Genomic DNA, 25,965 nt, shown 5'->3' on the forward strand with positions numbered 1-25,965 from the left:
GGGTCGGAGGAGGCGCCCAATGAAGAGCTTGCCTCCGTCCGCCGCACAAACCGGACGTACAGTTTTTCCGTATCCGGCTTTCATGAACGGGCTTTCGCGGTCTGAAGCGAAGGTATAAGCGAGACGAGGCTGACCAGCTTGAACTCCGTGCGCAGCTTTCTCGTGGGATACTCTCTCCAGCATGAGTTCCGCCATCGCTTAGCGCGATGTGACCACAGCCTTCGGATTACCCACCGATCCAGCTGATTGAAGCGCTTTCTGACGTGGGAGCGACGGTAGTAGTTTCCCCATCCTCGGATGATCGAGTTGATTGTTTCGATCACTTCGCCCAAACGCCGGGGTATCTTCCTCTGCGTTAAGCTCCTGATCTGATCCTTGAATCGGGCCACCGCCTTCTGTGTGGGAATGGCATAGAGATTCTGCCGATTCAGTTTGGATCTGATCCGATCGGGGGTTAGGCGGAACTTGCCTTTCCCACGTTGGATTTTGAATCCAAGAAACTCGAAGCCGCGGGTAATGTGCACAATCCGGGTCTTCGCCTGATTGAGCGCCACGCCGAGCTGTTCGAGAATCTTCACCGCTCGCGCCAGGGCGTGCTCTGCCTCGGCCCGAGTCCGACAGGTCACTACCCAGTCATCCGCCCATCGCGTGAGCTTATACCCTTGTCGCCTCATCTCCTTATCAAAGGGAGTCAGCAGGATATTGCTCAGCAGTGGCGAGACGACTCCTCCTTGCGGAGTTCCCCGTGGAGTCGCAAATTTCTGGCCCCGTTCTTCATAGCCCGCCTCCAGCATCTGTTGAATGAGCTTCAGCACTCTGCTGTCGGCAATTTGCTTTCCGACCAGGGTCAGGAGTTTTTCGTGCTCGACGGATCCGAAGAAGTCTTTCAGATCCGCATCGACGATCCACTCGTTTCCGGCCTCCACTTCGCGCCAGATCTTGGCCAGGGCATCGACGGTCTTGCGACCTTTACGATACCCAAAGCTGCTCGGATCAAAGACCTTCTCAAAGATCGGCTCCAAGCGATTGACCAGCGCCTGCTGACACACCCGGTCATAGACCGAAGGTATGCCCAGTGGCCTTGTCTTGCCGGGAGCTCCCCTTTTTGGAATCTCCAATCGTCGCACGGCTTGCGGCTGATAGGTGTTCTCGCGGAGCTCTTGATGGAGCCGTTCCAGATTCTCATCCAGTCGGGTCTCGAACTCCGCGATGGTCACCTTATCGGCGCCGCTGGCCCCTTGATTGGCGCGAACGCGCTCCCACGCAAGCTTCAGGTTCTTGCGTGAGTAGACCTTGTCCACCAGAGAGTGGACCTTCTGCTTCCGACCTTCGAGGACCAGATGATCGGATAGTCTCCTCGAAGCGTGACGTTCGGGTTTTTCACAAAGGGAACTTTCCATCTTCACGCTTCTTGCTCATCTATCTCGACGTATCCTGCCTCGATCCTTTCACGAACGTCCTTCCCCGGACCACTCTCAATCCGCCATTGCTGGTCACGCGAGTTGTTCGTCTCGCGCTTCAGGTACTATTCCGTTCTCCGACTCCTGCCTGTGCATCACTTCCCACTTCGCTTCCGCTTATAGGGTTGCTTACCCGGTTGCTGGCCGGGACCCAGACAGGTCTCCTGGGGTCACGCATGAATCTTCCGTATCGTGCCGTCAGCAAACACCTTGGTACGATGGGTGAATGAGTAGCGCCTTCGCCCCCATAGTGCGGGCTCGACCTTGCCCCATCTTTGGCCGACCTGTTCATCGTCGGGGTCGCCCCCATTTATTACAGCCCGATACTTCTCCTCAAACCCTTCGGATTCCGGATCGCTCCGGACACCCTGTCCTCCACTGTCAAACGCCATCCGGAACTGCCCCCTCATATTGCCTCAGATGACAATGTTACCGAAGTCACCCTGGTGTCTTCTGGATCGGCTGCCGCGAGTCGGAGCAAGCCGCTCGCGAAGCGCGCCCCCCAGAGCGCCGTAGCGAGCGAGCGGCTTGCGGTGCTTCAGCGAAAGAACCTGTCAGGATTAAATACGAAGGCGCGAAGCTTGGACCGATAGTGTGATCTCTGTGTTGCTGATGAGCTGTCGAGCGGCCTTTGATCGCCAATTCTTCACCAATCGCTGCACCGTGCGCCGCTGATGGCCGCTGAACCGACCGGGCGCATGCGCTTCCAGCAGGGAGAGAAGATCGACCGCGGACAAGTGCGGAGCTGCGGCGAGCCATTCCTCGATGATGGGAATGTATGGGTCGAGCATCGATGGCCGACGTGGCACAGGCTTGCGCCGCACATAGCGACGCCGATGAATGCCTCGCTGCTCACCCTGTTTCCAACCATCGCCGAGCTCTCGGGCAAAGGCCGCCAAATCACTGTGCCCCTGCGCGACAGTCATCGCTGACTTTCCAGCCCGTTGATCGACACGCTTACCCAACTCATTCTGAGCGTCCCGCATCTGTGCCAGCAATACCACCGGATCAAGCGTCCGGTAAATCTCCCGCAGCCGACCTTTGAATGCCTCATTGAGCCTCGGGTGGACCAATGCTCTTTCGTACGGCGTAGCGGGAGGAAGATAGCGCTTGATCATCTTGGCACCTTCGCGGTGCTTCTCCTTCAGCTTAAACGAGGGCTGGAAGAAATTGATGTATAGCCGGGCCGCCGCAAACAGGCGAGCCAATGAACGAGCGGCATCAATGCCTTCAAACCGCCCGTAGCCCACCAGGCGGCGAACGATAGCTCCGTTCTTTTGTTCAACGAATGCCTGATCGTTCTTCTTGTAGGCCCTGGAACGAGTGACTTCGACATCGTGAGAACGGCACCACGACACGACCGTGTCGTTCATGAAGGCGCTGTCGTTGTCAAAATCGAGCCCCCGAACGGGCCAGGGAAATAGGTTCTGCGCGCGCTCGAGAGCTTCGACCACAAGAGCTGCTTCACGCACAACAAGCGGAAAGCATTCGGTCCACCCCGTTGCGATATCCACCATTGTTAGCGTCTGAATGAACGCGCCGGATACGGACATGCCTCCGTGCGCAACCAGATCCGCTTCGCAGTACCCCGGCGGAGGTGCCCCCCAATCATTGAATGTACGCACCGGGACTTGCCGCCGTACGGCACTGGAAAAGCCCGCCCGCCGTCGGCGTCCTCCGGCTGCTGCAATCTTTACGTCGCTCAGCAGGCGATCGATCGTCGCCGCGCTCACCTTCAAAACTTTCGACCTCTCATCGGCAGAAAGCTTCAATCTGCCGTGCCGTTCAAGAGCCGGAAGCAAAAACGGGATCATCGCCACGAGCCGCTTACTGCAGAGCCGGTCAGAGGCGTCCCATAGCACAATCAGTGCAACGCGAATGGAAGCTCCGTAGGTCCGACTCCGTCGCCGCGGCACGGCCGATCCCGATGCCCCGTCCACCGACAGCGCTCGGATCGCGTGCTTGCGATGCCATCCCGTAACGGCACACAGCTCGTCCAGGATCCGTGCCTTCTCGAGCCGTCCGCTCGCCCGATAACGCTCCACCAGCGCTGATGTGATCTCGCGCTTTGCGCGCATGCTGATCTTCCCTGCCATACCCGCCACCGAACTGATTCGGCAGCTCCGCCCCAGACACGACAGAGAAGTTGTCCGGTAACATTTTTAGTGAGGCAATGCGCCCCTCAGCGTCATGAAGAACTGCCCCCACCATCGGGATTATGATCTCGGTTGAAGGTTGTTTCCGCCGGTGACGGGCCGGAGGGAGGCGGAGCCGACCGGAGGGCCGTCACCGGCGGTCGGCGTCTTGATGAGGCCGCTCTTTCGCTTGGCGCGGAGCCGGTAGCTGTCGCCGCGGATGGTCAGCACGTGGCTGTGGTGCAGGAGCCGGTCGAGGATCGCGGTGGCGACCACCGGATCGGCGAACACGGTGCCCCATTCGGCAACGCTGCGGTTCGACGTGATCAGCATGGCGCCGGTTTCGTAGCGGCGGCTGACTAATTGGAAGAACAGATGCGCCGCGTCGGGCTCCAGCGGCAGGTAGCCGAGTTCGTCGACGATCAGCAGCTTTGGCTTCGCCAGCGCCAGCAGTTTCTCGTCCAGGCGCCGCTCGCCATGCGCCTTGGCGAGGCCAGCGACCAGCGTCGTCGCCGTGGTGAACTGCACCGTGTAACCGGCCAGGATCGCCTCTCGCCCGAGCGCGATCGACAAGTGCGTCTTGAAGCCGCTCGGCGGGCAACCGTCGTTCGGATCCTTGCGTGAACTGAGCCGCGTCGTCGGCAATGATTGCGCCGTCGAGATCGACACGAACAGCTACTCAGTGCCGTGGCGCCTGATTGGCGAGCGCGTGGCGGTAACGATCGCGGCCGGGGAAGTGCGGATCCGCCATGGATTGCACCAGGTTGCGATCCACAAGCAATCGGATGGACGCCGGCTGCGGATCATCGACACCGCCCATCTCGATGGTGTTGCTGGTCGCAATGGCGCGGTCCGCCGGGCTGAGATCGCTGCGCCGGTGCTTGCGCCGTCCTCACCGCCGTCGTTGTTGCGCCCTCTTGCCGAATACGAAGCCGTGGTCGGAGGGAGCTTCTGATGGCGCGGGCAAAGAAGATAATGGAAGCAACGACCGATCCGCTCGATGCCATGCTGACGCGATTGCAGCTCTCCGGCATCCGCGACCAGCTCGACAACCTGCTTGACGAGGCCGCGCGCGCGAACCTGTCGGCGCGCGAGACGCTGATCCTGCTGTGCGAGCGCGAGATCGCGCGCAAGGACCATCGCCGCATAGAGATGGCGCTGAAGCTCGCACACTTCCCGGCGGTGAAGGAGCTTGCGGGCTTCGACTTCGAGGCGCAGCCGTCAATCGATCCAAAGCAGATCCGTGATCTTGCCGCATCACGTTGGATAGCCAACGGAGAGAACGTGCTGCTGCTCGGCCCTCCAGGCGTAGGTAACCGATGTATCTCGTCACGCGCAAAGCGAGCGATCGGCGCCTCTGCGTGTTTCGGCAATTTTCGGACACCGATTTCGGTAATTTGCGGACAGCGATTTCAGTAATTCCCGGACAGGGATTCCGCTAAATCGCGGACAGTTGCGGGAGGTTGGTTTTCGGGAGCGCCGTTCAGGCAATGTTCTCTCTCAAGCTGAGTTTGAGAGGGGCAATGCCGAGACGGAAGCAAGCGAAACGAACCACTGTGAAGGACCTACGATCGATCCTGAGGCTGACGTACGAGCAGGACCTGTCGGTTCGGGAGATCTCGGAACGGCTGCAGATCAGCAAGAGCTCGGTTGCCACCTACCTGCTGCGGGCACGCGAGGCGGGCTTAAGCTGGCCGTTACCGCCGATTTACGCGAGCGAGGCGGCGTTGCAGCAGGCTCTGTTCCGGCGGGTCGGGCGGCCTCCGCAGGACTTGAGTGAGCCTGAGTGGCCGCGGGTCGCGCAGGAGCTCAAGCGCAAGGGCGTGACACTGACGCTGTTGTGGCAGGAATACCGGACGGCGCATCCCGAGGGCTATGGTTACACGTGGTTCTGCGAGAAGTTTGACGTCTATCGGCGCCGGGCGAACCCGACCTTCCGTCATCGCCACGCGGCGGGTGCAGTTATGCAGACCGACTATGCCGGTCCGACGGTGGAGGTGATCGATCCGCAAACCGGCGAGATCCGTCAGGCGCAGATATTTGTCGCGGTGCTCGGGGCCTCGTCGCTGACCTTCGCTATGGGAAGCTTCGGTCAGCGACTACCAGATTGGATCGAAGGCCAGACCCGAGCCTTGTCGTACTTCGGCGGAGTTCCCAAGGCGATCGTCTGCGACAATCTGAAGGCCGGGGTCGTCAAGGCGTTGTGGTTCGAGCCGACGCTCAACCAAACCTTTGCCGCCATGGCCGAGCACTACGACACGACGATTTTGCCGACCCGCAGCCGCAAGCCCCGCGACAAGGGCAAGGTTGAAGGCGCGGTGCTGATTGTTGAGCGCTGGATTCTGGCACGGCTGCGCCATCGGCGGTTCTTCAACCTGACCGATCTCAATACTGCGATCGCCGATTTGCTGGAGGAGCTGAACCATCGGCCGATGCGCCATATCGGCAAATCCCGCCGGCAGCTGTTCGAGGAGATCGAGCGCGCTGCGTTGACGCCGCTGCCGGGCGAGCCGTTCGAATACGCCGAATGGAAAACGGCGAAGGTCCACCCCGATTATCACGTCGAAGTCGACAGGACCTTTTACTCGGTGCCGCACCGGCTGATCGGCCGTCGGGTGGACGTCCGGCTCACCTATCGGGCCGTCGAGATCTTCCAGGATCACCAGCGTATCGCCAGCCATGTACGCCGTTCCCAGCGCGGCGGCCATGTCACCGTGAACGAGCATATGCCCAAGGCCCACCAGCGGTACGCCAATATGACGCCGGCGAGCTTGATCAAGATGGCGGCGCGGATCGGCGTCAACGCCGCCACGCTGGTCGAGCGGATGATGCGTGAGCGCCCGCATCCCGAGCAGGGTTATCGCTCCGCCATGGGGATCATCGCCCTGGCGCGGCGTTACGAGCGCGATCGGCTCGAAGCGGCCTGCGAGCGGGCACTCGTCATCAACGCAATCAGCTACTCCTCGGTGAGCGCGATCCTCAAATCCGGGCTCGACCGCGCGAGCCCTGCTGCCGCCCCCGTCAAAGCCACCCCCTCGCACGCCAACATCCGTGGTGGGGGCTATTATCAATGAAGGAAAGGAACATCGCGATGCTGACCCACCCGACCCTCGACCAGATGCAGGCGCTCGGCCTTGCCGGAATGGCGGCGGCCTACCGGCAATTGGCTGAACAGGACAATGCCGCCGATCTCAGCCGCGACGAGTGGCTCGGCCTGATGCTCGATCGCGAAGCTGCCATGCGCGCCGACCGGCGCCTGACCAATCGGCTGGCAGCAGCCAAGCTGCGCTTCGTCGACGCCTGTATCGAAGACGTCGACTTCGCGTCCCGCCGTGGCCTTGACCGGCGCAACACCCTGCAGCTGGCGCAAGGCGCCTGGCTGAAAGCCCATGAGAACTTCATCATCACCGGCCTGACCGGGACTGGCAAAACCTGGCTGGCGTGTGCCTTCGGACGCCAGGCGGCCAGGTTCGATCATTCCGTCCTTTATTTGCGTATGCCGCGCCTGTTCGAAGACCTCGCCATGGCCCGTCTCGATGGTCGCTTCCCGCGCCTCATCGATAAGCTCGCACGTGTCCAGTTGCTCATCCTCGACGACTGGGGCACCCACACCCTCAATGACCAGCAGCGCCTTGATCTCCTCGAAATCTTCGAAGAGCGCTACAGGCGCAAATCGACCTTGATTACCGCTCAGCTGCCCGTTGCCCAATGGCACGATATGATCGGCGAGCCGACCATCGCAGATGCTATCCTCGACCGGATCATCCACAACTCCCACCGTATCGCCCTCGAAGGCGACAGCATGCGAAGGAAAAAAGCTGCGCGCCCCTTGACCGACGTCGAAAACAGCGAAACGAATACCAACTGACTTCAACAACAAGGCAACCAAAAGCCAGCGCCGCCACGCTGTCCGCGATTTAGCGAAACTGCTGTCCGTCAGTTAGCGAAACCGCTGTCCCGTTTTTGCGAAATACGCAGCCTCGCCGATCGTGCCGTGGATACGAACGTTCGCAACCTCACGCTCCCACTTAGCGAGATGGGCCTCGAACGCCTCCCAGCTCGCGAAGGAATGCCCCGCAATCGCGTTCTTCTTCACGTAACCGACGCCATTCTCCGTCTTGCCCTTCGTGCGCGCCCGATACGGCGCGCAGGCGCGAGGACGGAAGCCCCAATGCTTCGCGAACGCGATGAGCTTGTCGTTAAATTGGACCGACCGGCTCACTGCGTCGTGGCGCACCACCAGCGCGCGTGGGTTGTCCATCAGCACTTCCTCCGACACGCCGCCGAAGGTCGTGAACGCGCTCTCGAGCCCCGCAAACCAGTGCTCCTGCTTCTCAGCCCGGAACGCACGCACATGTAGCCGCCGCGAATGCCCGAGCGTCGCCACGAACACGAATGCTTTAATCTTCGCCCCGCCGATCTCGACCAGACGCTCGCCGAAGTCGATCTGCAGCTGCCGGCCCGGGGGCGTCTCGAAGCGCGTCGTCGCCAGCGCTTCGGCCTTCAGCGCCTGGCGATACGGCTGCACGGCCCGTTGCAGGGTTCGCCGGCTGACGGCCATGCCCTTCTCGGCCAACAGGTCCTGGCGCACCACATCCGCATTGCCCCGATGCCGGATGAACCGCTCGCGCAGCCAACCTTCAAGGCCGTCGAGCCGCTTCGGCCGGTCAGGGGACTTGAACGGCTTCACCCCGCCCGCCGCCACGTAGTCCTTCACCGTGTGATGACTGCAGCCCAGTTGCCGCGCAATCCGCTTCAGACCCCATCCGCACGCCCTCAGGCGCAACATCTCCGCCACGTCATCCGGCGTCTTCATCACCTGCCCCCGTGGATCAATCCACGACGAGCCTTCCGCGATTCGTTCCTCTTTCATTCACTCTCTCCTCGGCTATCCAAGGAGGGGGCAATTCCTCATGGCGCCGAGGGGGTAGTTTTCCATGGCGCGCGACACTCCACCGGCTTGCGCCGTTGGCCGGCAAGGCATTACCCCTGCCTTTGGATACAGCGCCCCTCATCCGAGCGCCGAAGGGACTTTAACCCTCCTGATTCATGCGCTGCCCAGCGCACACTATGGACCAGTCCGACTCCCGCCCGCACCCCGCATGGCTCCTGTCTACACTTCAGACCCCGCGTCACCGCGACGCCCGCAAGACTCGGTCCCGGCTTGCCTGCTACGGCTTTGGCCGGATGGGACTTGCACCCACAAGCACTCATCAGCTTGGCATGACGTACTCCCCAGTGATGGTGTAGCTCGGTAGAGCAAAGCCGCCCGTACGCGCGCCCTCAAATAGCGCCGTAGCGGGCGGGCGGTTTTGCGGTGGTCACCGGCAGTTCTCCGGTAGGATCGGGTTGCGACACGCCAGCGCAACCGAGGAACCACCGATGACCGACGACATGATGAACCTGCGCGCGCTCGTAGAGAAGACCCCTGATGCCGATCTGTTGCGCGAGATGATCGGCTTTGCTGCCCACCGGCTAATGGAGCTGGAAGTCGAAAGCCAGACCGGCGCAGCCTACGGCGAGAAGAGTCCGGAGCGTCTGGCACAGCGCAACGGCTATCGCGACCGGGTCTGGGAGACCCGCGCCGGCGCTGTCGAGCTTCGCATCCCCAAGCTGCGCAAGGGCTCCTACTTTCCGGGCTTTCTGGAGCCGCGCCGGATGGCCGAGAAGGCGCTCACCGCGGTGGTGCAGGAAGCCTACGTGCAGGGCGTCTCGACCCGCTCGGTCGACGATCTCGTGCAGGCAATGGGCATGAGCGGCATCTCCAAGAGCCAGGTGTCGCGGCTGTGCGCCGAGATCGACGACAAGGTGAAGGCCTTCCTCGGCCGTCCGATCGAGGGCGACTGGCCGTATCTGTGGATCGACGCCACTTACGTGAAGGTGCGCCAGCAGGGCCGCATCGTCTCGGTTGCGGTGATTGTCGCGGTCGGTGTCAACAGCGACGGCCGGCGCGAAGTTCTCGGCATGGATATTGGTCCCTCCGAAGCCGAGACGTTCTGGACGGCGTTCCTGCGCAAGCTCGCTCGCCGGGGCCTGCGCGGCGTCAAGCTGGTCGTCTCCGACGCCCACGAGGGCATCAAGGCGACCGTCGCCAAGGTGCTCAACGCCTCCTGGCAGCGCTGCCTTCGTGCACCTGATGCGCAACAGCCTTGCCTTCGTGTCCTGGAAGGACAAGGCACTCCTGCCTTCGATCAAGGCGATCTCGTCGGGCCGAGAGCGCCGAGACGGCGCTGGCCCGGCTTGCCGAGTTCGAGGCCGAGTAGGGCAAGCGCTACCCCGCGATTGGCCGATCTGGCGCAACGCGTAGGGACACGTGGTGCCGTTCTTCGCGCGCCAGGTATCCGCAAGATGATCTACACAACCAATGCCGTCGAGGCACTGCACACCGGAGCTTGCGCAAGATCATGAAGACCCGCCGCAACTTCCCGACCTACGAAGCGGCGCTGAAGCTGTTGTATCTCTCGATCAAGTACGCCGGCCGCCATCGGCGGCGACCGGTCGAATGGACGGCCGCAATAAAGCCGTTTACCATCCACTTCGGCGCGCGCCTCCCAGGGACAACGCGCTGATGATCACACACGACATCACGGCGTAGCCGATGATCGCTCGGATCGGACCTTCGCGGTCAAGCCCACGCCTGCGGCGCGCCGCTGCGCGGCTTCGGGACTTGACGGTTCAGTCCGGCCAGGTGCCCCTCGCTACTAGCACCTGTTCGTACTCTCGCCTGATCTTCTCTATCAACTCAGCCGTGCATACGATCGAGCGAACGCCTGACACAGAGTGACCAGCACTCCAGACGTCAATCCAGCGGCGCGGCCCTTCCGGTTTTCTTCCGCCAAACTTCTGCTTCGCAAGCATCTCGGAAACGGACTCGTCGAGTTTTGCCGGATCAAGACCGGCCGCTACGATTGAAGGCCGCAGCATGCTAGCATCGATTCCCGAAAATGCCTTTGTAAGAATGACGTCATCGAGCGAACAATCTATCAGCATCTGACGATATGCGTCGCTCGCCATACTCTCGCGCGCGGCAATGAAACAAGTGCCCATACAAACGAGATCGCAGCCGAGCAACCGCGCCGCAGCAAGCGAAACGCCGTCCGTGATCCCCCCCGAAAGTATGATTGGACCATCGAACATGGAGCGGACGGCGCGAACAAACGCAAACGGATTCGCCCACCCCGTGTGACCTCCAGCCCCCGCGCTGAGCAGAATCAAACCGTCTGCCCCAGCATCAATTGCCTTTTGCGCATGGCGGAGCGAGGCAATGTTGGCGAACACAAGGCAACCGATATCGTGTAGCGGCTTAGTCGCCGCAGCTGGCGACCCTATGCTGGTGGTCACGACCTCTACCTTGTGCCGCACGAGGCACGCAAGATCATCCTTGAACCGTGGCTGCTTCATGATGAGGTTCGGACAAGGTGGCGCCGCCCGCCGATCCTCATCTGCGAGATTGTGCTCAATGAGAGATAACCAACTGTCAAGTTCCTCGGTCGAGCTTGCGTTAGCGGTTGGAAAGGCGCCTATTGCTCCCGACCGGCAAACAGCTGTCACAAGATCCACTCCCGAGACACGCAACATGGGCGCGACAATCAATGGTAAACGCAGGCGAGAGGTGATACTCGCCGGTAGTCTGCCTTGGTGCGCCCGTGCATTGATACCTAAGTTCATAGCGGTCCCTAAGAGTTTGAAGCGTGTTTCTGCGCAACCTGCTGCCGATGGCTAGCGATCAGCGCACCTTTCTTGCCATCGAGTCTGCGGAGAGTATGTCGACCGTTCAGGAGCCATTTCTAAGGCATCGAGCTGCAAGCTCTGCTGCACGATGGTGACCACCAAACGCCGGTAGCTCGGCCGGTTCGATCTCGGCTCAGCGCAATTCGCAGTCTGGCCTGGCCTGGTTCAATATCTACTCCTTCGACGAGCGCAAAGCGGTGGTCCTTATGGCGCGGACGTTGGCCTAAAGGTATCTCAGCTAAGCAATAACCACACGACCAGCCTCTGGCTCAACTACTAGCGTGACCAGGTTGACACGGCCAAATGTTCACTCCGTACAATGTTCTGCTAAGACTTTCACGCGGATGAAGAAGAGGCGAGAGCGAATATAGAAACGGACGCCGTCCTTACAATCAAGGCGCACAAGGGCCGGCCCGCCGTAGCTGATCGGCCCAGAGTTGTCTCCGTGGTTTCGATGAGAGTTGGGCACACTCCAACAGGCGTTCTCCTGGACTCGACAGCCAGCCAGTTGGCCTCAACGGGGGCAAACGATTCGCCGCGGTGCGGGGAGTAGGGGCGATAATACCCTAGTAGCGGCTGGCCATGAAGGTCACCGCACCGCGCCAGACGCTGTCCAGCGTCGAGGAGCACCTAGGTCGACACTAAGGGCCTCTCGGTCTACCAAAGCGTGGTGCAAAGGATGATTGTAGCCATGTTCAAGGCAATGTGTGTTTCGGCATGGAATAAGCGCTCTGACGCAATCTTGGTGCAGCTCCGATTATTCTGCACCAATTAGTCTGGCTTGAAGCAGATCGATTTTCCCGCGGCCGTACATCTGTCGTCTGACGAGCTTGAGACGCGTGATCTGACCTTCAGTCTGCCCGTTGGACCACGGTGAAGTGATTGCCGCCCGAACCGCCGCTTCGTCCTTGACGACTCCGTTGGCGAACGAGGCTACGAGACTGGCGCGGGCCCGCTCGATCCATGGCGCGAGTCCCGCCTCCGCCTTGCGCCGGATGATCAAATGGAATTCGGCGATGATCTCGCGTGCGTCGACCAGGTTTGGCACGCCAGCCTCGATCGCCGCGACCGTGACGGTCTCCGCTTTCGTGAGCAAGTCCCGCCCGATTGTCATGAGGCGCGCGATCGTTCTGGCCGATGGAATCCGCTGAAGAGTCTGAGCGTCGGCCTTTTCAGCCCGTCGCCTGCGGGTCGCCCACTCGCTGATGACGCGAAGCGAGCCGCGGAAGCCACGCTCCGTTAAACGGCGCCAAAGCTCAGCGCCGTTTCGGCAACCGGCTGCCCATTGACCGTCGAGCCATGGCAGGTGCTGATCGAGCGAACTCTGCCGGGTCCGGAAGACATCATGGCGTTCGCCGCGGATCACCTGCCGTACCAGCTTCCTGCTATGGCCAGTCTGGCGCACGATCTGTTTGATGGGGATGCCGTTCTTCGACAGGGCCACGATGGCTGCATTGGTCTCCTCGCGGCGTAGATAGCCGTCATACTGGAGTCGCTCGGCAGCTGTTAGCAGCTTGGGATCGATCGTGGTCGCACCGATGACGGTGCGTATCTGGCGCATTGATTTGCGGACGGCATCGAGGAAGGCCCGACTGGCGTTTTCCATCAGATGCCAGCGGTCGGCGACCTGTACCGCGTGCGGCAGGGGCCTTCGCCGCGGCTTCGCCATAGCCCCCGCCGCGGTCGCGGGCAACGATCGTGATCGTGGGATGGTCGGCGAGCCAGGCTTGTGTGGTCGCTGGCTCTCGATCCGGCAACAGGGTAACGATCCGGCGCCTTTCCAGGTTGCAGATGATGCTGGCGTATCGGTGATTGCGCCGCCAGGCCCAATCATCAATACCGATAACCTTGAGCGGATCAGCTGGCGGACGGTGACGGCGTCGGACCACGCGCAAGAGCGTATCCTTGCTGACCGGCAGCATCAGCCGCTTTGCGAAGCCTGCTGCCGGTCGACCGCCAAGCGCCAAACCGAGGTGATGCACGATAGCGTCTAGCCTTGCCGTACGTCGCGCCGATGGTGCCAGTACTCCTTCGGCGAAGCGTTCCGTGAAGATTTGGCGCCCGCACAGGACCGCGTCGCAGCGGAAGCGCCGGGCAGTTACTATGAGCTGGACGGTCCGCCCCGAGAGAGGCAGATCGGTCACGCGTCGTCGATAGCGGCTATGGACACGCCGGGAAGCCGCGCCGCACGATGGACAAAGACCAACGCTTCCGGCCGCCCGGACCACGACAATGGCCTTATCACCCTCATAGTACGCACTCTCTACAACAAACCCACGCGGCACCAGACTGGAGCGGTGGAGCGCTTGCTGCATGGCGCTGATTATCCCCTAATATCAAAGCGCCAGAAGCCCCCAAACTGCATCAAAAGTGAGTCAGAGCCCCTTTTGGATGCCGATAGGGGGTCCCAGTCGAACGCCGATTGACAGCAATGCTCTTTGAGAGTTGCGCCAATCGATTCCGTTTAGCGAGGGCATCGGGAGATACCCATAAGAGTGACGATGACGTGGCCACCTCCGAAGAGGTGGAAGTCGTTGATCCGCGTCATCCGCTTTATGGCCGGCGCTATCGATTAATCTCGATCGGCAAGGAGACGACAACACGCGGAGCGTGCAAGGAGCTCTTTGCGCGTGTACATTACCGATTCGGTCTCACGCTTCTTCTGCCGCTCGGGGCGACGAATCTTGAGCGGAACGGCTTGCCGCGCGCCGCGCCAACCAAGCTGAGCCTCGACGCGCTGCAGGACTTAATCGCGTTGGCCGAAGAGAGCGGGGGCACATGCCCATCGAACCTCGAGAGGTCTGGCGCAGTCTGCCGGAAGCGCTCCGGCAGGCGATCGCAGAGGATCTCGGCCAAGTCCTGCGGGAGATGAGCGATGGGCTCGGAACTCGTCAAGCCGGATCACCTGGACCGCAAAGCAGTGGTGTATGTGCGGCAGTCGACGCCACACCAAGTGATCACCAATCAAGAAAGCCTAAAGCTTCAGTACGCCCTCTCGCAGCGTGCTCGCGAACTCGGATGGCACGAGGCGGACATCGATGTGATTGACAGCGATCTTGGGCAGAGCGGCGCTGGCGCAGCGCACCGGAAAGGCTTCAAGGACTTGGTCGCCCGCGTCACTCTTGGTGAGGTTGGCCTTATCCTATCGATGGACGTGACGCGCCTGGCGCGCAATTGTTCGGATTGGTACCCGCTACTTGATGTCTGCGGGCACCGTCATTGTTTGATCGCCGACCGGGATGGCGTTTATGATCCTGGGACACCCAATGGCCGCCTGCTGCTCGGCCTGAAAGGTACGATCTCAGAGCTGGAATTGCACACGATCAGAAGCCGGATGACCACTGGGCGTATGGCAAAAGCCGAACGCGGTGACTTGGTCGTGCAGTTGCCGGCGGGCCTTGTCCGCGACCCTTCAGGGGTGGTCACCAAGGATCCCAATCTCGAGGTGCAGGGGCGCCTGTCGCTGCTCTTCGAGACCTTCCTGAAAGTACGGACCGCCGCGCAAGCGATGCGGGCCTTTGTTGGCCGCGGCTTGGCACTGCCTCGCCTCGACCGCCATGGCGATCTGCGCTGGCAGCCTGCGACGGTGTCGGCCGTGACGGCGATCCTGAAGAATCCGGCCTATGCAGGCGCCTTTGTCTATGGAAGGACTTGGCAGAAGCCGTCCAAAATACCGGGAGAGCGTCCACAAAAGTCTCCGCGTCGTGGAACGGACTGGAGGATCGTGGTGAGGGAAAAGTACCCGGCCTATATCGACTGGGAAACCTTCGAGAAGATCCAGGCGATGCTGCGCGACAATCGTGCGGAATACCAGCACATCAAGAGCCGCGGAATCCCGCGCGACGGGGCAGCCCTGCTTCACGGCATCACCTATTGCGGCGAATGCGGACACAAGATGGCCGTGCGCTACAAGGGCGGCAGTCAATATGTCTGCAATCATCTGAAAATCCAGCGTGGCGCACCGGAATGTCAGAACCTGCGCGCCGCACCGATCGACGCACAGGTTGCGGCGGCATTCTTGGAAGCTGTGGCACCGGCGGAAATCGATGCGTTGTCCAAAGCGCGCAAGACCCATCTGCAGTCCGAAAGAGCCCTGCGGCACGCTGAAGAGCAGCAGGTTGAGAGGCTTCGCTATCAGGCAGCCCTCGCCGAGCGCCAGTTCAATCGCGCCGATCCCGATAACCGGCTCGTGACAGGCGAACTGGAACGACGGTGGGAAGCCGCTCTATCGGAGCTGCGCCGAGCCGAGGAGGCATTAGCCCAGCGCACGATGCACAAGTCCAATGAACCCTTGGGCGTTCCTCACGATCTGCGTGCCAAGGTAATCGCCCTTGGAAATCGTCTTCCGGCGCTATGGGACAACCCCGCAACCCGCAGGGACCACCGCAAGGCGCTCTTGCGCTGTCTGATCGAGAAGGTGGTGATGCGCCGCTGTGCTCGGGACAAGGCTGAGGTGCGCATTGTGTGGCGCGGCGGCGCGACCACTGAGCTTGTAGTCACCCTACCTGTGAATGCTGTGGCTGCGCTGCCGCGTCACAAGGAGATGATAGAACGCATATGCGCATTGGCGCGGGATGGCGCCTACGACGATGAGATCGCGCGCATTCTGACGCAGGAAGGACATCACTCGCCATGGGAGGCTGACAAAGTTCTGCCGATCACGGTCCGGCGCATTCGTCTCAAACACCGCCTCAAGGTGCGGCATCGAACACGGTGGTCAGCGGTGGCCGACCATTTGTCAGTAACCCAACTAGCACAACGCCTCAGGATACCCGTCAAATGGATTTATGTTCAGCTCAAGCGAGGGAGCATCCTGACCACCCGAGAGGCTTCGGGCCGCTTCCTCTTTCCTGACAACACAAACGCGTTGCAGGCCATTCGCAGCTTGAGAAATCATCGTATCGCGCAGATTGATCTGAGGGAGGATCACCGTGAAAAGTAGGGGCATCAACAACAGCCCTCAAACAGATAGCTCATCTGTGCGGGCGAGATCGTCACCGCCTCGCCCCGCAGCCGATGGCCAGACGACTCTTCCTTTCTCGAGCCTTTTGGTAACCGGGCATGCTCCCTGAATAAGGTACCAGATCCCCTTCATACGCTCCTTTCGGCGACCGCCGAAAGACGAACAGGTGGCCGCTCAGCGGGTCTCCGGTCCTCGAGAGCCCTAAACTGCTACGCCTCGAAGACATCCCATACCGCCGCTTTTTGTTTTCCCGTTGCGATCGTCGCTTCCGACACTCCGACGTTCTTCGTTCGTGTGTCCGCCCTTCCTCAGGCCGGCTCTAGCGCCTTCTGAAGACAATACTCTGTGGCAAATCACCTGAATTACGCCCAGCTTAACGCCTCCTTGTTAAAGGTAGGAATGAAGCCGAACGGCGCCACGATGGCCGAGGCTTTGCCGTAGCCGATTCTTCTATTCTCGATCAAACATTACTGTCGCAGCACTCGGGCAAAATGGGAGCTGGCAGAGTTATTGCGAAAGCCCTCTGCATGAACATCCTTCGCAAGGGGCGCGACGGCCTTCAGTCCCGCAATGAAGGGGCGGTTTAACACTTCCTTCGTTCGTCGATAACTCACCTCCGAACATGAACCAAGGACCGCAGCTCTGGAAATGGCCTTGTCGACGACATCTTTGGCGTCAGCAATCTCATTGAACACCTTGTGTTCTTCCGCCCATCCTATCGGCAGCATCTCGCAGCCGAATATAATCTCCGACATCGCAGCCCGCCCTAGCGACTTCTCCAGCATGTAGGCGTTCATTGGACAAGCAAGTCCATGTTTGAGCTCCCATCCGAATGCTTTGGTGTTCGATGTTCCTACACGCCAGTCGCAGCAAAGCGCCATTTGGACTCCGGCCCCTATGACGTATCCATCAATTCCAGCAACAGTCGGCTTTGTTAACCCCAGGATTGCTACACACAACTCTAGTACATTTTCTATGAGATCCTCCACGTCGCGAAGAGACGCGATTTGGCTGACCTCGTTTAGATCATCACCCGCGCAGAAGGAGCGACCAAGCCCCCCTGTAAGCACTAATGCCTTCACACTCGACGCCTCCTGAGCCGTTTGACAAGCCTCGACGATGCCTCGCGCAAGCTCACGGTTAAGAGGATTCACTGGTTTGTCGCGGGTAAATTGCGCCACGAGAACGTTTTCTCTCTCGTAAACAGATAGGGCTGCCATGCGCTTCTCCTTTAGCGTTTTGAGGTCTCTCGTTGATCAGCCGATCGCTTAGCGGCGCGTCTGAGCATCAACTGCTCCGAGCCTCATCAGAGATGCAATCTCTCGCGATTTTGCGAGCGGACGACAACTACCAGACTTGGGCTTTGACAACTTCTCTTCTCAGGCGTTTCAGTAACCGCACGTTTGGACAGCCTGGTGGTCAATAGACCGTCAACCTTTCAGATGCAGACAACGAGCAGGATTACAGCATGGCCATTCTTGAAACTGACTCTAGCGGGGGAATTCTGATCGCACGGTTCAACCATCCTAATGCTCACAATCCCATGAGCCGGGAGCTCGAAAATGCGATACGCTTCGTATGCCATCAGACAGAGGAGAACCCCACCGTGCGCGCTCTGGTACTAACAGGAGGGAATGGCCGATCTTTTTGCGCCGGTGGCGATTTTAGCGAAGTTGGGAATATGTCTGGACGGGCGGCGGTCGAGGACTTTATCGGCAGAACCATAGATCTCTATTCTGCCATCCTCAAGGTTACCAAGCCCACCGTAGCTGCTGTCGGTGGATATGCAGTGGGTCTCGGTTTCCAGCTCGCGTTGTGTTGCGATTGGAGGATCGGGTCGCCCGAAACCAAGCTGCTAATGTGGGAATTGAAGTATGGGCTCGCCTGCCCCGTCGGAGGCTACATGCTAGAGAACTTCGTGGGTCGAGCGGCGATGTTAGATATCATTTACGGATGCGAGGCCGTCCCGGTTTCTTGGGCAACGAACCATAAGTTGCTTAACGAGGTAGTCGATTCGAGTGACCTCCTAAGAGCAGCCATCGCCCGCGCGCAACTCCTGGGCGCTTTTCCGGAAACAACCTTCCGGCAGACTAAGGCGTCGATAAACCAAAGGTTTATCGCCGGACTGCATAAAATTGCGCACGAGGCGAAGGAAGCGCATGTTGCTGGTTTCGCGAGCAGGGCGGCGGAGGATCACTTCAAAAACGTGCTAGGAGAATAGCGGGCGACACGATTTGCGTGCCAGTGCGCGTCAATCCTCGGGCTTAGATACCGCTGCCTTAGGAATAAGGCGCCCGTACCCAGTCCCCATCAACTTCTCCGCTCCGCGGCCCTGACGCGGAGCATTGGCACGGAGCAACTACAATATCAATTCTGCCCGGCGGTAACATCGATTGCCGCCCGGGCAGATGAGCCCGATCGAGCTCTAGAGACAGCTCGTGGCCAGTCTTACGCCCAATCATCAGGCCTCAGTTCCGCACGCTCTTCTACGCTCGATATCAGGGGGCGCAAGTTGCGCCGTATTTCCCTCAGATATTTGGTCCATGCTTGCCTTCACTTTTGCACAACTACACGACTCGACTGGCCTCCATCGCCATCTCATACCTAACGACACTAGCACTACTTTGGCAGATTGTGTTTTCGCCGCCGTTTTTCACGGATTTCCTTTCGGCAATATGGGCACTGCTGAGACGGCGGCCGAAGGATGAGATCGACGATGGCGTGACGTACGGCGGGCATGGTTGGTTGAGGCGGAGGCCCGTTGAGTCTTTTTTTCCGCCCCGCGTATGCGAGGCGACGATGTTGCAGGAAGGCGTAGGCAATCATTGTCATCAAGGCGTGGCGATGAAGACCTTGCCATGATCGCCCTTCGAAGTGATCAAGTCCAAGCTCCTCGTTCAACTGCTGATGCGCCTGCTCACAAATCCATCGTGCCTTGATGGTTGCGGCCAGCGTGCGCAGATCCGTCTCCGCCGGAAGATTGGCGAGATAGTATTTCTTCTCCCCGGAGGCACGTTGCTCGCCAATGAGCCAGGCTTCGTCGCCTGGGAGATGCTGCTGACCTTTGTCCCATATCCGCTGCGGAGGGCCGTCGGCGGTCCGGACGCGGAGAGCAGCAAATTGGGCTTTGAGCCGACCTTTCGTCCCGCTACGCCAACTCACGGTTTTCCATTTGGCGCTGGCCAGCATTTGTTCTGCCGCAATCGATAAGATATCAGGCACGTGGCGCTTTCGTGGTTTCCCGCGGACTTTGGTAATCGGCCAAATGAGCTTCACATCGACCGGATACACTTTCAGGTGCCGAGGGATGCCGACAGCCCAGGCCAGCCCGCGCTCTGTTAGACCTTGTCGAAACGGTGCGCTGAGGCCGTATCCTGCATCCGCCAGCACACATCCAAAGCGCACGTTGGCTGCCATCGCGCGGTCAATCTCGGCCAAAGCAATCTCTGGCTTGGACCGTGGCGTTCGGTGTTCGACGGGCACGCGAGCGCGCTTCAAACGAGACACGTCGTTTGTCCAACTGCCAGGCAGAAAGAGACGTAACGCGACCATCACCGGCACTTCGCCGCGCGCAAGCGTCAAAGACACCAGCGTTTGGCAATTTGCCGTTTTACCGAGAGCCGACGCGTATTGAGCCGCAACACCGACCGAGCGCTCGCCCTTCTTCGGCAGTGAGGTGTCATCAATAACCAGCACCGCATCGCTGCCGCCGACAAGTCGGTCCGCCTGGTTGAGCAGCTCTGTTTCCAGCGGCGTCGCGTCCCAGACACCGTCCGCAATGAAATGGTGCAACTGGTCGTAGTTGCTCGTGGCAAGGCGTTCCGCCATCGGCTGAACGCTCTTGCGATCGCCAGGACCGATCAATCCCGCAACATACAGAGGACACATCCGCTGCCGGGTCTTATGACCCAGCCGGTCCAAGAACGGCATCAGCCAGCGTTCGAGTTCGTCTTCCCATCCCGGCATGGTCAGCCCTCCAAGAGCCGACCACCCATGAATCATTGAAAAATTGATTCGGGAATCCTATAAAACGCGGCAAAATCAACAATCTGCCAAAGTAGTGCTAGGACGTGTACCCATCTGTGGACGCCCCGCGAGATGCAAGCGATTTTTGAGGAAGATCGGCACATAGTTGGATGCGTCATCGGGGCGATCATTAAAAATCGCTTGTCCATCTCATCCGTCGAGTGCAGCTTGGTGCGGTGCTGCGGCGGGAACGTCATGTAAGCCAGCACATCGGTCTCGGCCTCGTCGAGGAAGCCGGCGAGCTTGGGCAGCTTGGGGCGGAGCTGGTCGGCAACCTTGCGCCGCTGCGTTTTAGCAGCCTCGGCATCGTCCTGGGCAAAGGCAGTGGCGATGAAGGCGGAGACGACGCGCCGCCCGCTCTTGCCGGCATGGGCCAGCGCGTTGCGCATGAAGTGCACGCGGGGGTCGTTGAAGAAGTGGCCAATAGACTTCGCGCGATGCAGCGACCGGCCCTATCGTGGCCCTCGCGTCAAAGCCCGCGCTACGGCGCGATCTGAAGCCGCAAACGCATTTTGAGGGACAATCCAAGACAGAATAAGCGCAAGGAGAGCGGTTGCCAGCCGCTTGAGGTTGATGGCGGCGGCCGTCAGGTAGGCCTGGATCTTCATATTCGGTAGACCGCGCCGTACGGCGCGCGCCAGCCCATGCCAAGTTTTGGCTTCGCCGTGGAAGCCCTCTGAGCGCCAGCGATGGCGTTGATAGAGATGTCGATCCTGCTTACTCCATCGCTGGCGACGGCGGCGGGCGCGCAGCAGTGCCGGATAATGGTCTCCGACAACGACCGCTTTGTTAACCCGCCCTTTGGATAGGCAATCGCCCTTGAGCGGACATCGGGCGCAATCCTTCGCCTTCGAGTAAAAGAAACGACCGTGCTTGATGGGCCGCGCGGGGCGCAAGATACGCCCTCGCGGGCACTTCAAGATGTCGTTCTTGGCATCGTACCGGAAGCGTCTGAGCGGTACGCGACTCTTGATTGGTTCGGCTTTAGCTGGGATGAGGGCATCAATGCCGCGCCGCTCGAGCGCGCCGTAGACTTTAGCGTAGGCATAGCCCATCGGCGGTGACCACCTTTATGTCGATGCCCGTAATCGCTTCAACCTCATCGACTTGTGGCTCGATCATCTCTCCTTCGTTCGTTTGTCCAGTCGTGACCGCGACATCCAGAATGACACCGACCTTGTCATCGACGGCCGTGTGCTGCTTGTAAGCGGGTTCCAGCCGCCGGTTTCGGGCATTCGTAGCCATTGTCGCATCGGGATCAGTCGTGCAGACCTTCTTGTATTTCCCGCTTTGCCGGCCCTTTCTCTCATCCTCGCTTTCATCGTCGCCTTGATTTTCGCTCAGCACATCCATCACATGCTGCTCGGTGAGGCTGTCCCAACTCACGTTGGCGCGGATTAGCGACGCATCGATGTGAACCACTTCGGCTGTTGCGATCTGGGCCTTCAGACAGGCCTGGACCGTGCGTTTAAAGATCCTGCGGAATCGCTCTTCGCCGCAGCGCTGGCGGATGCGCGTCAGGCTGGAATGGTGCGGTAGCTGCTCATGCAGGCCATAACCAGCAAACCAGCGAATGGCGATGTTAACCTGAGCCTCCCGGATCAGCTTGCGATCCGTGTACGATGCCGGTGAGCAGACCAGCGAGCATCAGGCGGACCGCGACCTCCGGATCTATGCCTGGCCGACCGTCGTTCGCGCAATAGCAGTCGGAGACCTCTTCCCTTAGCCAAGATACGTCGAGCACGCGATCGACCCGCGCCAGCACGTGCTCATCTGGGACGAGTTGTCTGAGCGTACCAGTGATGAAGAGCTCCAACTGATCCCGCTCGTTGCGCCCCAGCATCTCGTTTGCTCCGCCGATCGCGAATCGCCGACGAGAAGGGAATCAGCCAATTGCAGCTTTTTCAACGACCCCACGAAGCAGAGTTGCACCATCGCTTCGGGGAAGCCCTTCAGGCCGTCGACGCCGGCGATCAGGATGTCGTTGACGCCGTGCGTCTTCAACTCGTTGATGACCCGCAGCCAGACCTTGGCGCCCTGGGTCTGCTCGATCCAAAGCCCAGCACGTCCGTCTCGCGGTCGCCATTGTAGGCGAGCGCAAGGTAGACGGCACTAGGTCCTCGTCGCGGAGTGTGATCCGCATCGCGTCGAAAAATTCGGTCGGGTACACTACGTCGAGCGTCCGGCTCTGCCATTCCCAAACCTCCTCGAGGACTGCGTGAGGCGCCCGGCTGATCAGATCGGGAGAGACCTCGGCGCCGTAGAGCTCGTCCAGGTGGCCCTGGATCTCCCGCGCCGTCATGCCGGTGGGCATAGACGATCAGAATCTTGTCGTCGAAGCCGTCGTACCGAGTCTATGCCTTGGCAATCAGCTTGGCCTCGAAGCTGCCGGCACGATCGCGCCGCACCGCAATCTCAATCTCGCCATCCTAGACTAGGTCAGGATTGTCTTCGAACTTGCCCCGTTGCGGCTGTTGCCGGAGCCGGGGCCGCGAGATCGCCACTCTCGTAGCCGAGATGCTCGGTCAACTCGGCCCCAAGTGCGCGCTCAATCAGCGCCTTCTTAAGCCGCTTGAACAGCCGTTCTCGCCGGTCGGGTCTTCGAGCTTGCTGTAGTTTGCTAAAAGCTGATCCAGTCGTTTAGGAGCAATCGTCGAATCAGTCGTCATGTGAGTCTCCTCGTAAAGGTAAACTCACACAACCTACTTACACATCGTCCCGGATACCCTCGCACCTACGATCGAGCAGGCCCCCCGCTCCGACAGGCTCGTGATGGCCTGCAGATCCGCGACCGCAGCGCGCTTGGCGGCGGGCCCTACCATTTTCAAAGAAGCTCGCGCAGGGCGGACGTATCGAACATTTGCTCGGCCGGAAGCTTCTTCAGCTTCGCGTTCTCCTCCTCCAGCCTTCAATCGCTTCGCCTCGGAAGTGTCCATGCCGCCGAATCTGGCCTTCCAATCGTGCGCTCGGAGATCCCGTGGCGATGCAGATCGGCCGTCTTTGCCCCGGCTCATGCTCCTTCAACACAGCGATAAATCTGCTCTTCCGAACCTTCCCCGCTTCATCTGTCCGTCGTTCGTCAGGCCGGACTCTAACTCTCTCTGGAGCAGGTCAGAGAACTACTCAAGAATGTGAGGCCGTCAACAAGGGGGATTCCGACGCGTCGCGCCTGAGTCGGCGCTTGGCGCATTGTCCTCCTGCAACACCACGCGCTCCTCAGCGGACCATCAAAGAAATTGGAGCACGAGATTCCGGATTCCTGCTCATTTCTTGAAATATCGCATAAAAACGGCGTGATGGCCATTAGGGACGCTTCCGGACGGGCGAAGCGTCGCTCTAAGGTGTAATGGAGTGGTCAAAGCCGTCGGAACGGTGCGATCGCTATCAGCAAATTTGATGCGCTATTTCGGGCGAGCTTGCCATAAGTAGCGAGGAAATCGATTGAGGGGACAAAAAGCGGTGCGCCGCGTCGAGCGATCGCAGCAACGGTCCAACGCGACCACAGATCGTAGATCATTGGCCGGAGTCGATGGGGCTGTTCGCGAAAAGGAATGTGATCCTCTTTTTGGGGCGATGTGATCTGTACGCGTTACAACCAGCATGAGGCCGACCATGCCACGTGATGAGCTCCCTCTGCCGCCTGAGGGGTTGAACAGCAGACGGGTTCCGGCGGACCATCAAGCAGCGCTTGCAATCAGAGCTGGTTTCAGTGTTGCCGGCGCGTTCGATCTATCTGCAGAGGGCGAGCAAACATCATGGATTTTAAATTCTTGTCAAACTTCCTTAAGGTAGCCGACCTGCAGAATGTTACCGCCGCCGGCGCGGTCCTCAACGTTGCGCCAACTGCGCTTAGCCGCCAGATCAAACTGCTTGAGCATGAGTTCGGCGCCGTCTTGTTCGAAAGATCCGCGCGCGGGATGCGCCTGACCACGGAGGGTGAAGCTCTAGTTGCCGGTGCCGGACGACTTCTGACGGGCTATCGGCATTTGCGCACCGAGGTTGCGCTGGCGTCTGGGCAGATGGGGGGCACCCTCGACCTTGGTGTTCTGCCATCCTTGGAAGCGTCCGTTCTACCGCCCATTATTGCGGCTTTCAGATCTCGATATCCTGAAGTTTACATTCGGGTGACAGTAGGGTTGGGAAAGGAGCTCGAGGCGCTTCTGCGCCGTGAAAAGCTCGATCTTGCCCTGCTGTACGATGTGGACGGTACATTGGGAGGGCGGACGATGCGAGTTTCGACCGAAGCGCTAATGTTGGTCGGTTGCGTCAGTCGGGCGTTCGATTATCGCCGCGCGGTTCCGCTCGAGGCTCTCCGCACCTACAAGATGATTCTCACATCTGAAGAAGGTGGTCTACGGAACAAGATCGAAAAAGCCTACGCGCATCGCTTTTCGACACCGTTGCAGGAGCGAATCGTCATGGAAGCCAACTCCATTCTGACGCTAAAGAACGTCCTGCCTGGAAGTGATCTCGTCACGATCCTGCCTCAGAACGCGATAGAACAAGAGCTGGTGAACAGAATACTTTCGGCCACCTACTTTGCGGACGCGCCTTCCTTGTCACGCACGCTATGTGTCTGCTATCCGCCCTGCCAGGTGGAGTCCCGCCTCGCCCAATTGTTCGAAACGATAGTCTCGGAAGAAGTCCGCCGACGGGCTAGTCGCTACCCTGCAATACAGTCAGATGAAGCTAGTTATCCGAGTACTGTATAGTTCCATCCGGGCTGCGCTTCAGATGAATCGGAAGGAGGGAATAGCGTAACGGATTAAGGCGTGCGGCCGGCCATGATCATGCGAATTGCTTTTGAAAGTGATTGGCGGCTGATCACGAGAACCACTCGTTACAATCACGTTGAGAGGTGACATCAAGCAAGTGGCGCGCGCGGCTCGCATGGGACGCGCCGCGCTTTAAACACGACACTTAGAACCTCGATAATCTTCAGCCCGCCGATTGGCAGCGTTATGCCTATATCAGCTTTGTTCCTAGCGCTCGCACGAGGCGTAGTGGCGTGTAGACGAAGGCGACGACGCTGCCTTGATTGGTGAGATTATTGCGTGTGCGGACAAGGCCGCGCCGTCGCCGGGCGCAGCTGCATCACCTCGATTTCCACATGGATCGTACGCCGACACGGGTTTGCGCTTTCACCTGGTCTCGGTGTGCAGGAAAGCAAGGCCCGTGTTGATCGAGCAGAGGCTTGAGCAGACGTCGGCCATCGCATGGAGCATGCCGGCCGAACCAATCGACCCGACATTCAAATCGGCATGGGTCTGGATGAAATTCGTAAACAGCTCTTCCGTGAAACAGGTGAGGTTCACATAGCTATTGAGATCTGCCTCAGTGATCGTCCGCCCGGGCAGTATGAAGTCGATCCCCCAGGGCGAAGCTCGTCAAAGAGAAGTCCGCCCCTAGAAAACGTGAATTATTGACTGAACCGCCCTCTTCCGGCCATCCCTGCCGAGTGATACCGCACCCTCGCAAGCTACGACCGTTCGCTCGGCACTAGCAGTCGACGGTAGTCGGCTTCGTTAAAAACCATGCGCAGGTGCCTAAGCGCGCTTCTCCGGCGAAAATGCGCGGCCGAGGCGGGAACAGCCCGGAATGCGCGCGCGCGAAGTGTCTCTCCCGTATTGTTCCCAAAGATGTGGCCAAT

At 59.9% G+C, this 25,965-nt stretch carries 13 protein-coding genes and 10 pseudogenes; 9 read left to right on the forward strand and 14 right to left on the reverse strand.

From position 1 onward, the window contains the following. Positions 1 to 80 precede the first annotated feature (80 nt). The 3 genes and pseudogenes from ltrA to ML401_RS37880 all read right to left on the reverse strand — a co-directional run. Positions 81 to 1,400, reverse strand: a complete 1,320-nt coding sequence (gene ltrA / locus ML401_RS37870; protein WP_376717422.1) for a group II intron reverse transcriptase/maturase — start codon at positions 1,398 to 1,400, stop codon at positions 81 to 83. 620 nt (positions 1,401 to 2,020) lie between these two features. Next, complete coding sequence (locus ML401_RS37875) at positions 2,021 to 3,556, reverse strand: DDE-type integrase/transposase/recombinase (protein WP_285812936.1); 1,536 nt, start codon at positions 3,554 to 3,556, stop codon at positions 2,021 to 2,023. Between the two features lie 120 nt (positions 3,557 to 3,676). Then, positions 3,677 to 4,192 (reverse strand): annotated as a pseudogene (locus ML401_RS37880) (ATP-binding protein); the annotation flags it as partial. Here ML401_RS37880 and ML401_RS37885 point away from each other — a divergent pair. From ML401_RS37885 to istB, 4 genes and pseudogenes are all read left to right on the forward strand, one after another. After that, a pseudogene (locus tag ML401_RS37885) lies at positions 4,176 to 4,550 on the forward strand (IS21 family transposase); the annotation flags it as partial. The pseudogenes ML401_RS37880 and ML401_RS37885 sit on opposite strands and share 17 nt — an antisense overlap. Further along, positions 4,550 to 4,909: pseudogene (locus ML401_RS37890) on the forward strand (ATP-binding protein); the annotation flags it as partial. The pseudogenes ML401_RS37885 and ML401_RS37890, both read left to right, overlap by 1 nt. 209 nt (positions 4,910 to 5,118) lie before the next feature. Beyond that, entirely contained in the window at positions 5,119 to 6,669 is a 1,551-nt protein-coding gene (istA, locus tag ML401_RS37895) for an IS21 family transposase (RefSeq protein ID WP_285812937.1), read from the forward strand. Between the two features lie 17 nt (positions 6,670 to 6,686). Beyond that, positions 6,687 to 7,463 (forward strand): IS21-like element helper ATPase IstB, encoded by a 777-nt coding sequence (istB, locus tag ML401_RS37900; RefSeq protein WP_285813395.1) that lies wholly within the window; start codon positions 6,687 to 6,689, stop codon positions 7,461 to 7,463. Between the two features lie 72 nt (positions 7,464 to 7,535). Here the strand turns inward: istB and istA (ML401_RS37905) are convergent, their stop codons facing one another. Continuing rightward, on the reverse strand, positions 7,536 to 8,468 hold the full coding sequence (gene istA / locus ML401_RS37905; protein WP_285812938.1) for an IS21 family transposase: 933 nt from the start codon (positions 8,466 to 8,468) through the stop codon (positions 7,536 to 7,538). A 509-nt stretch (positions 8,469 to 8,977) separates the two neighbouring features. Between istA (ML401_RS37905) and ML401_RS37910 the strand changes: the two are divergent. Beyond that, a pseudogene (locus ML401_RS37910) lies at positions 8,978 to 9,750 on the forward strand (IS256 family transposase); the annotation flags it as partial. A gap of 249 nt (positions 9,751 to 9,999) precedes the next feature. Beyond that, positions 10,000 to 10,164 (forward strand): hypothetical protein, encoded by a 165-nt coding sequence (locus tag ML401_RS37915; RefSeq protein ID WP_285812939.1) that lies wholly within the window; start codon positions 10,000 to 10,002, stop codon positions 10,162 to 10,164. Positions 10,165 to 10,270: 106 nt separating this feature from the next. Here the strand turns inward: ML401_RS37915 and ML401_RS37920 are convergent, their stop codons facing one another. Together ML401_RS37920 and ML401_RS37925 are read right to left on the reverse strand one after the other, a co-directional pair. Continuing rightward, entirely contained in the window at positions 10,271 to 10,996 is a 726-nt protein-coding gene (locus ML401_RS37920; protein WP_376717423.1) for an NAD(P)H-dependent flavin oxidoreductase, read from the reverse strand. Between the two features lie 1,087 nt (positions 10,997 to 12,083). Then, a pseudogene (locus tag ML401_RS37925) lies at positions 12,084 to 13,641 on the reverse strand (ISL3 family transposase). Between the two features lie 560 nt (positions 13,642 to 14,201). Here ML401_RS37925 and ML401_RS37930 point away from each other — a divergent pair. Further along, entirely contained in the window at positions 14,202 to 16,268 is a 2,067-nt protein-coding gene (locus ML401_RS37930; RefSeq protein WP_285812919.1) for a recombinase family protein, read from the forward strand. Positions 16,269 to 16,286: 18 nt separating this feature from the next. On the opposite strand, the gene ML401_RS37935 is transcribed toward ML401_RS37930, so the two are convergent. Together ML401_RS37935 and ML401_RS37940 are read right to left on the reverse strand one after the other, a co-directional pair. After that, on the reverse strand, positions 16,287 to 16,421 hold the full coding sequence (locus tag ML401_RS37935; protein WP_376717424.1) for a hypothetical protein: 135 nt from the start codon (positions 16,419 to 16,421) through the stop codon (positions 16,287 to 16,289). Positions 16,422 to 16,756: 335 nt separating this feature from the next. Beyond that, on the reverse strand, positions 16,757 to 17,509 hold the full coding sequence (locus tag ML401_RS37940) for an enoyl-CoA hydratase/isomerase family protein (RefSeq protein ID WP_285812940.1): 753 nt from the start codon (positions 17,507 to 17,509) through the stop codon (positions 16,757 to 16,759). A 248-nt stretch (positions 17,510 to 17,757) separates the two neighbouring features. Here ML401_RS37940 and ML401_RS37945 point away from each other — a divergent pair, with 248 nt between their 5' ends. Further along, the gene (locus ML401_RS37945) at positions 17,758 to 18,510 is read left to right on the forward strand and encodes an enoyl-CoA hydratase/isomerase family protein (RefSeq protein ID WP_285812941.1); all 753 of its coding nucleotides are present in this window, start codon (positions 17,758 to 17,760) and stop codon (positions 18,508 to 18,510) included. A 432-nt stretch (positions 18,511 to 18,942) separates the two neighbouring features. On the opposite strand, the pseudogene ML401_RS37950 reads toward ML401_RS37945, so the two are convergent. The 5 pseudogenes from ML401_RS37950 to ML401_RS37970 all read right to left on the reverse strand — a co-directional run. Then, positions 18,943 to 20,291, reverse strand: a pseudogene (locus ML401_RS37950) (IS701 family transposase). A gap of 164 nt (positions 20,292 to 20,455) precedes the next feature. After that, a pseudogene (locus ML401_RS37955) lies at positions 20,456 to 20,716 on the reverse strand (transposase); the annotation flags it as partial. 51 nt (positions 20,717 to 20,767) lie between these two features. Further along, positions 20,768 to 22,158: pseudogene (locus tag ML401_RS37960) on the reverse strand (transposase). Positions 22,159 to 22,229: 71 nt separating this feature from the next. Further along, a pseudogene (locus ML401_RS37965) lies at positions 22,230 to 22,892 on the reverse strand (transposase); the annotation flags it as partial. A gap of 152 nt (positions 22,893 to 23,044) precedes the next feature. After that, positions 23,045 to 23,348 (reverse strand): annotated as a pseudogene (locus tag ML401_RS37970) (transposase); the annotation flags it as partial. 722 nt (positions 23,349 to 24,070) lie between these two features. On the opposite strand from ML401_RS37970, the gene ML401_RS37975 reads away from it, so the two are divergent. Next, positions 24,071 to 25,027: a LysR family transcriptional regulator gene (locus ML401_RS37975; RefSeq protein WP_285812942.1), complete on the forward strand. Its 957-nt coding sequence runs from the start codon at positions 24,071 to 24,073 to the stop codon at positions 25,025 to 25,027. A gap of 429 nt (positions 25,028 to 25,456) precedes the next feature. Here the strand turns inward: ML401_RS37975 and ML401_RS37980 are convergent, their stop codons facing one another. Further along, complete coding sequence (locus tag ML401_RS37980; protein WP_285812943.1) at positions 25,457 to 25,630, reverse strand: hypothetical protein; 174 nt, start codon at positions 25,628 to 25,630, stop codon at positions 25,457 to 25,459. Between the last annotated feature and the right edge of the window lie 335 nt (positions 25,631 to 25,965).

It is taken from the genome of Bradyrhizobium sp. 62B, from assembly GCF_030272265.2.
Classification (GTDB): Bacteria; Pseudomonadota; Alphaproteobacteria; order Rhizobiales; family Xanthobacteraceae; genus Bradyrhizobium.

Coding starts and splice junctions, on each gene's coding strand:
- ltrA (WP_376717422.1), bottom strand. CDS start 1,400: ATGGAAAGTTCCCTTTGTGAAAAACCCGAACGTCACGCTTCGAGGAGA.
- ML401_RS37875 (WP_285812936.1), bottom strand. CDS start 3,556: ATGGCAGGGAAGATCAGCATGCGCGCAAAGCGCGAGATCACATCAGCG.
- istA (WP_285812937.1), top strand. CDS start 5,119: ATGCCGAGACGGAAGCAAGCGAAACGAACCACTGTGAAGGACCTACGA.
- istB (WP_285813395.1), top strand. CDS start 6,687: ATGCTGACCCACCCGACCCTCGACCAGATGCAGGCGCTCGGCCTTGCC.
- istA (WP_285812938.1), bottom strand. CDS start 8,468: ATGAAAGAGGAACGAATCGCGGAAGGCTCGTCGTGGATTGATCCACGG.
- ML401_RS37915 (WP_285812939.1), top strand. CDS start 10,000: ATGAAGACCCGCCGCAACTTCCCGACCTACGAAGCGGCGCTGAAGCTG.
- ML401_RS37920 (WP_376717423.1), bottom strand. CDS start 10,996: ATGAAGCAGCCACGGTTCAAGGATGATCTTGCGTGCCTCGTGCGGCAC.
- ML401_RS37930 (WP_285812919.1), top strand. CDS start 14,202: ATGGGCTCGGAACTCGTCAAGCCGGATCACCTGGACCGCAAAGCAGTG.
- ML401_RS37935 (WP_376717424.1), bottom strand. CDS start 16,421: ATGAAGGGGATCTGGTACCTTATTCAGGGAGCATGCCCGGTTACCAAA.
- ML401_RS37940 (WP_285812940.1), bottom strand. CDS start 17,509: ATGGCAGCCCTATCTGTTTACGAGAGAGAAAACGTTCTCGTGGCGCAA.
- ML401_RS37945 (WP_285812941.1), top strand. CDS start 17,758: ATGGCCATTCTTGAAACTGACTCTAGCGGGGGAATTCTGATCGCACGG.
- ML401_RS37975 (WP_285812942.1), top strand. CDS start 24,071: ATGGATTTTAAATTCTTGTCAAACTTCCTTAAGGTAGCCGACCTGCAG.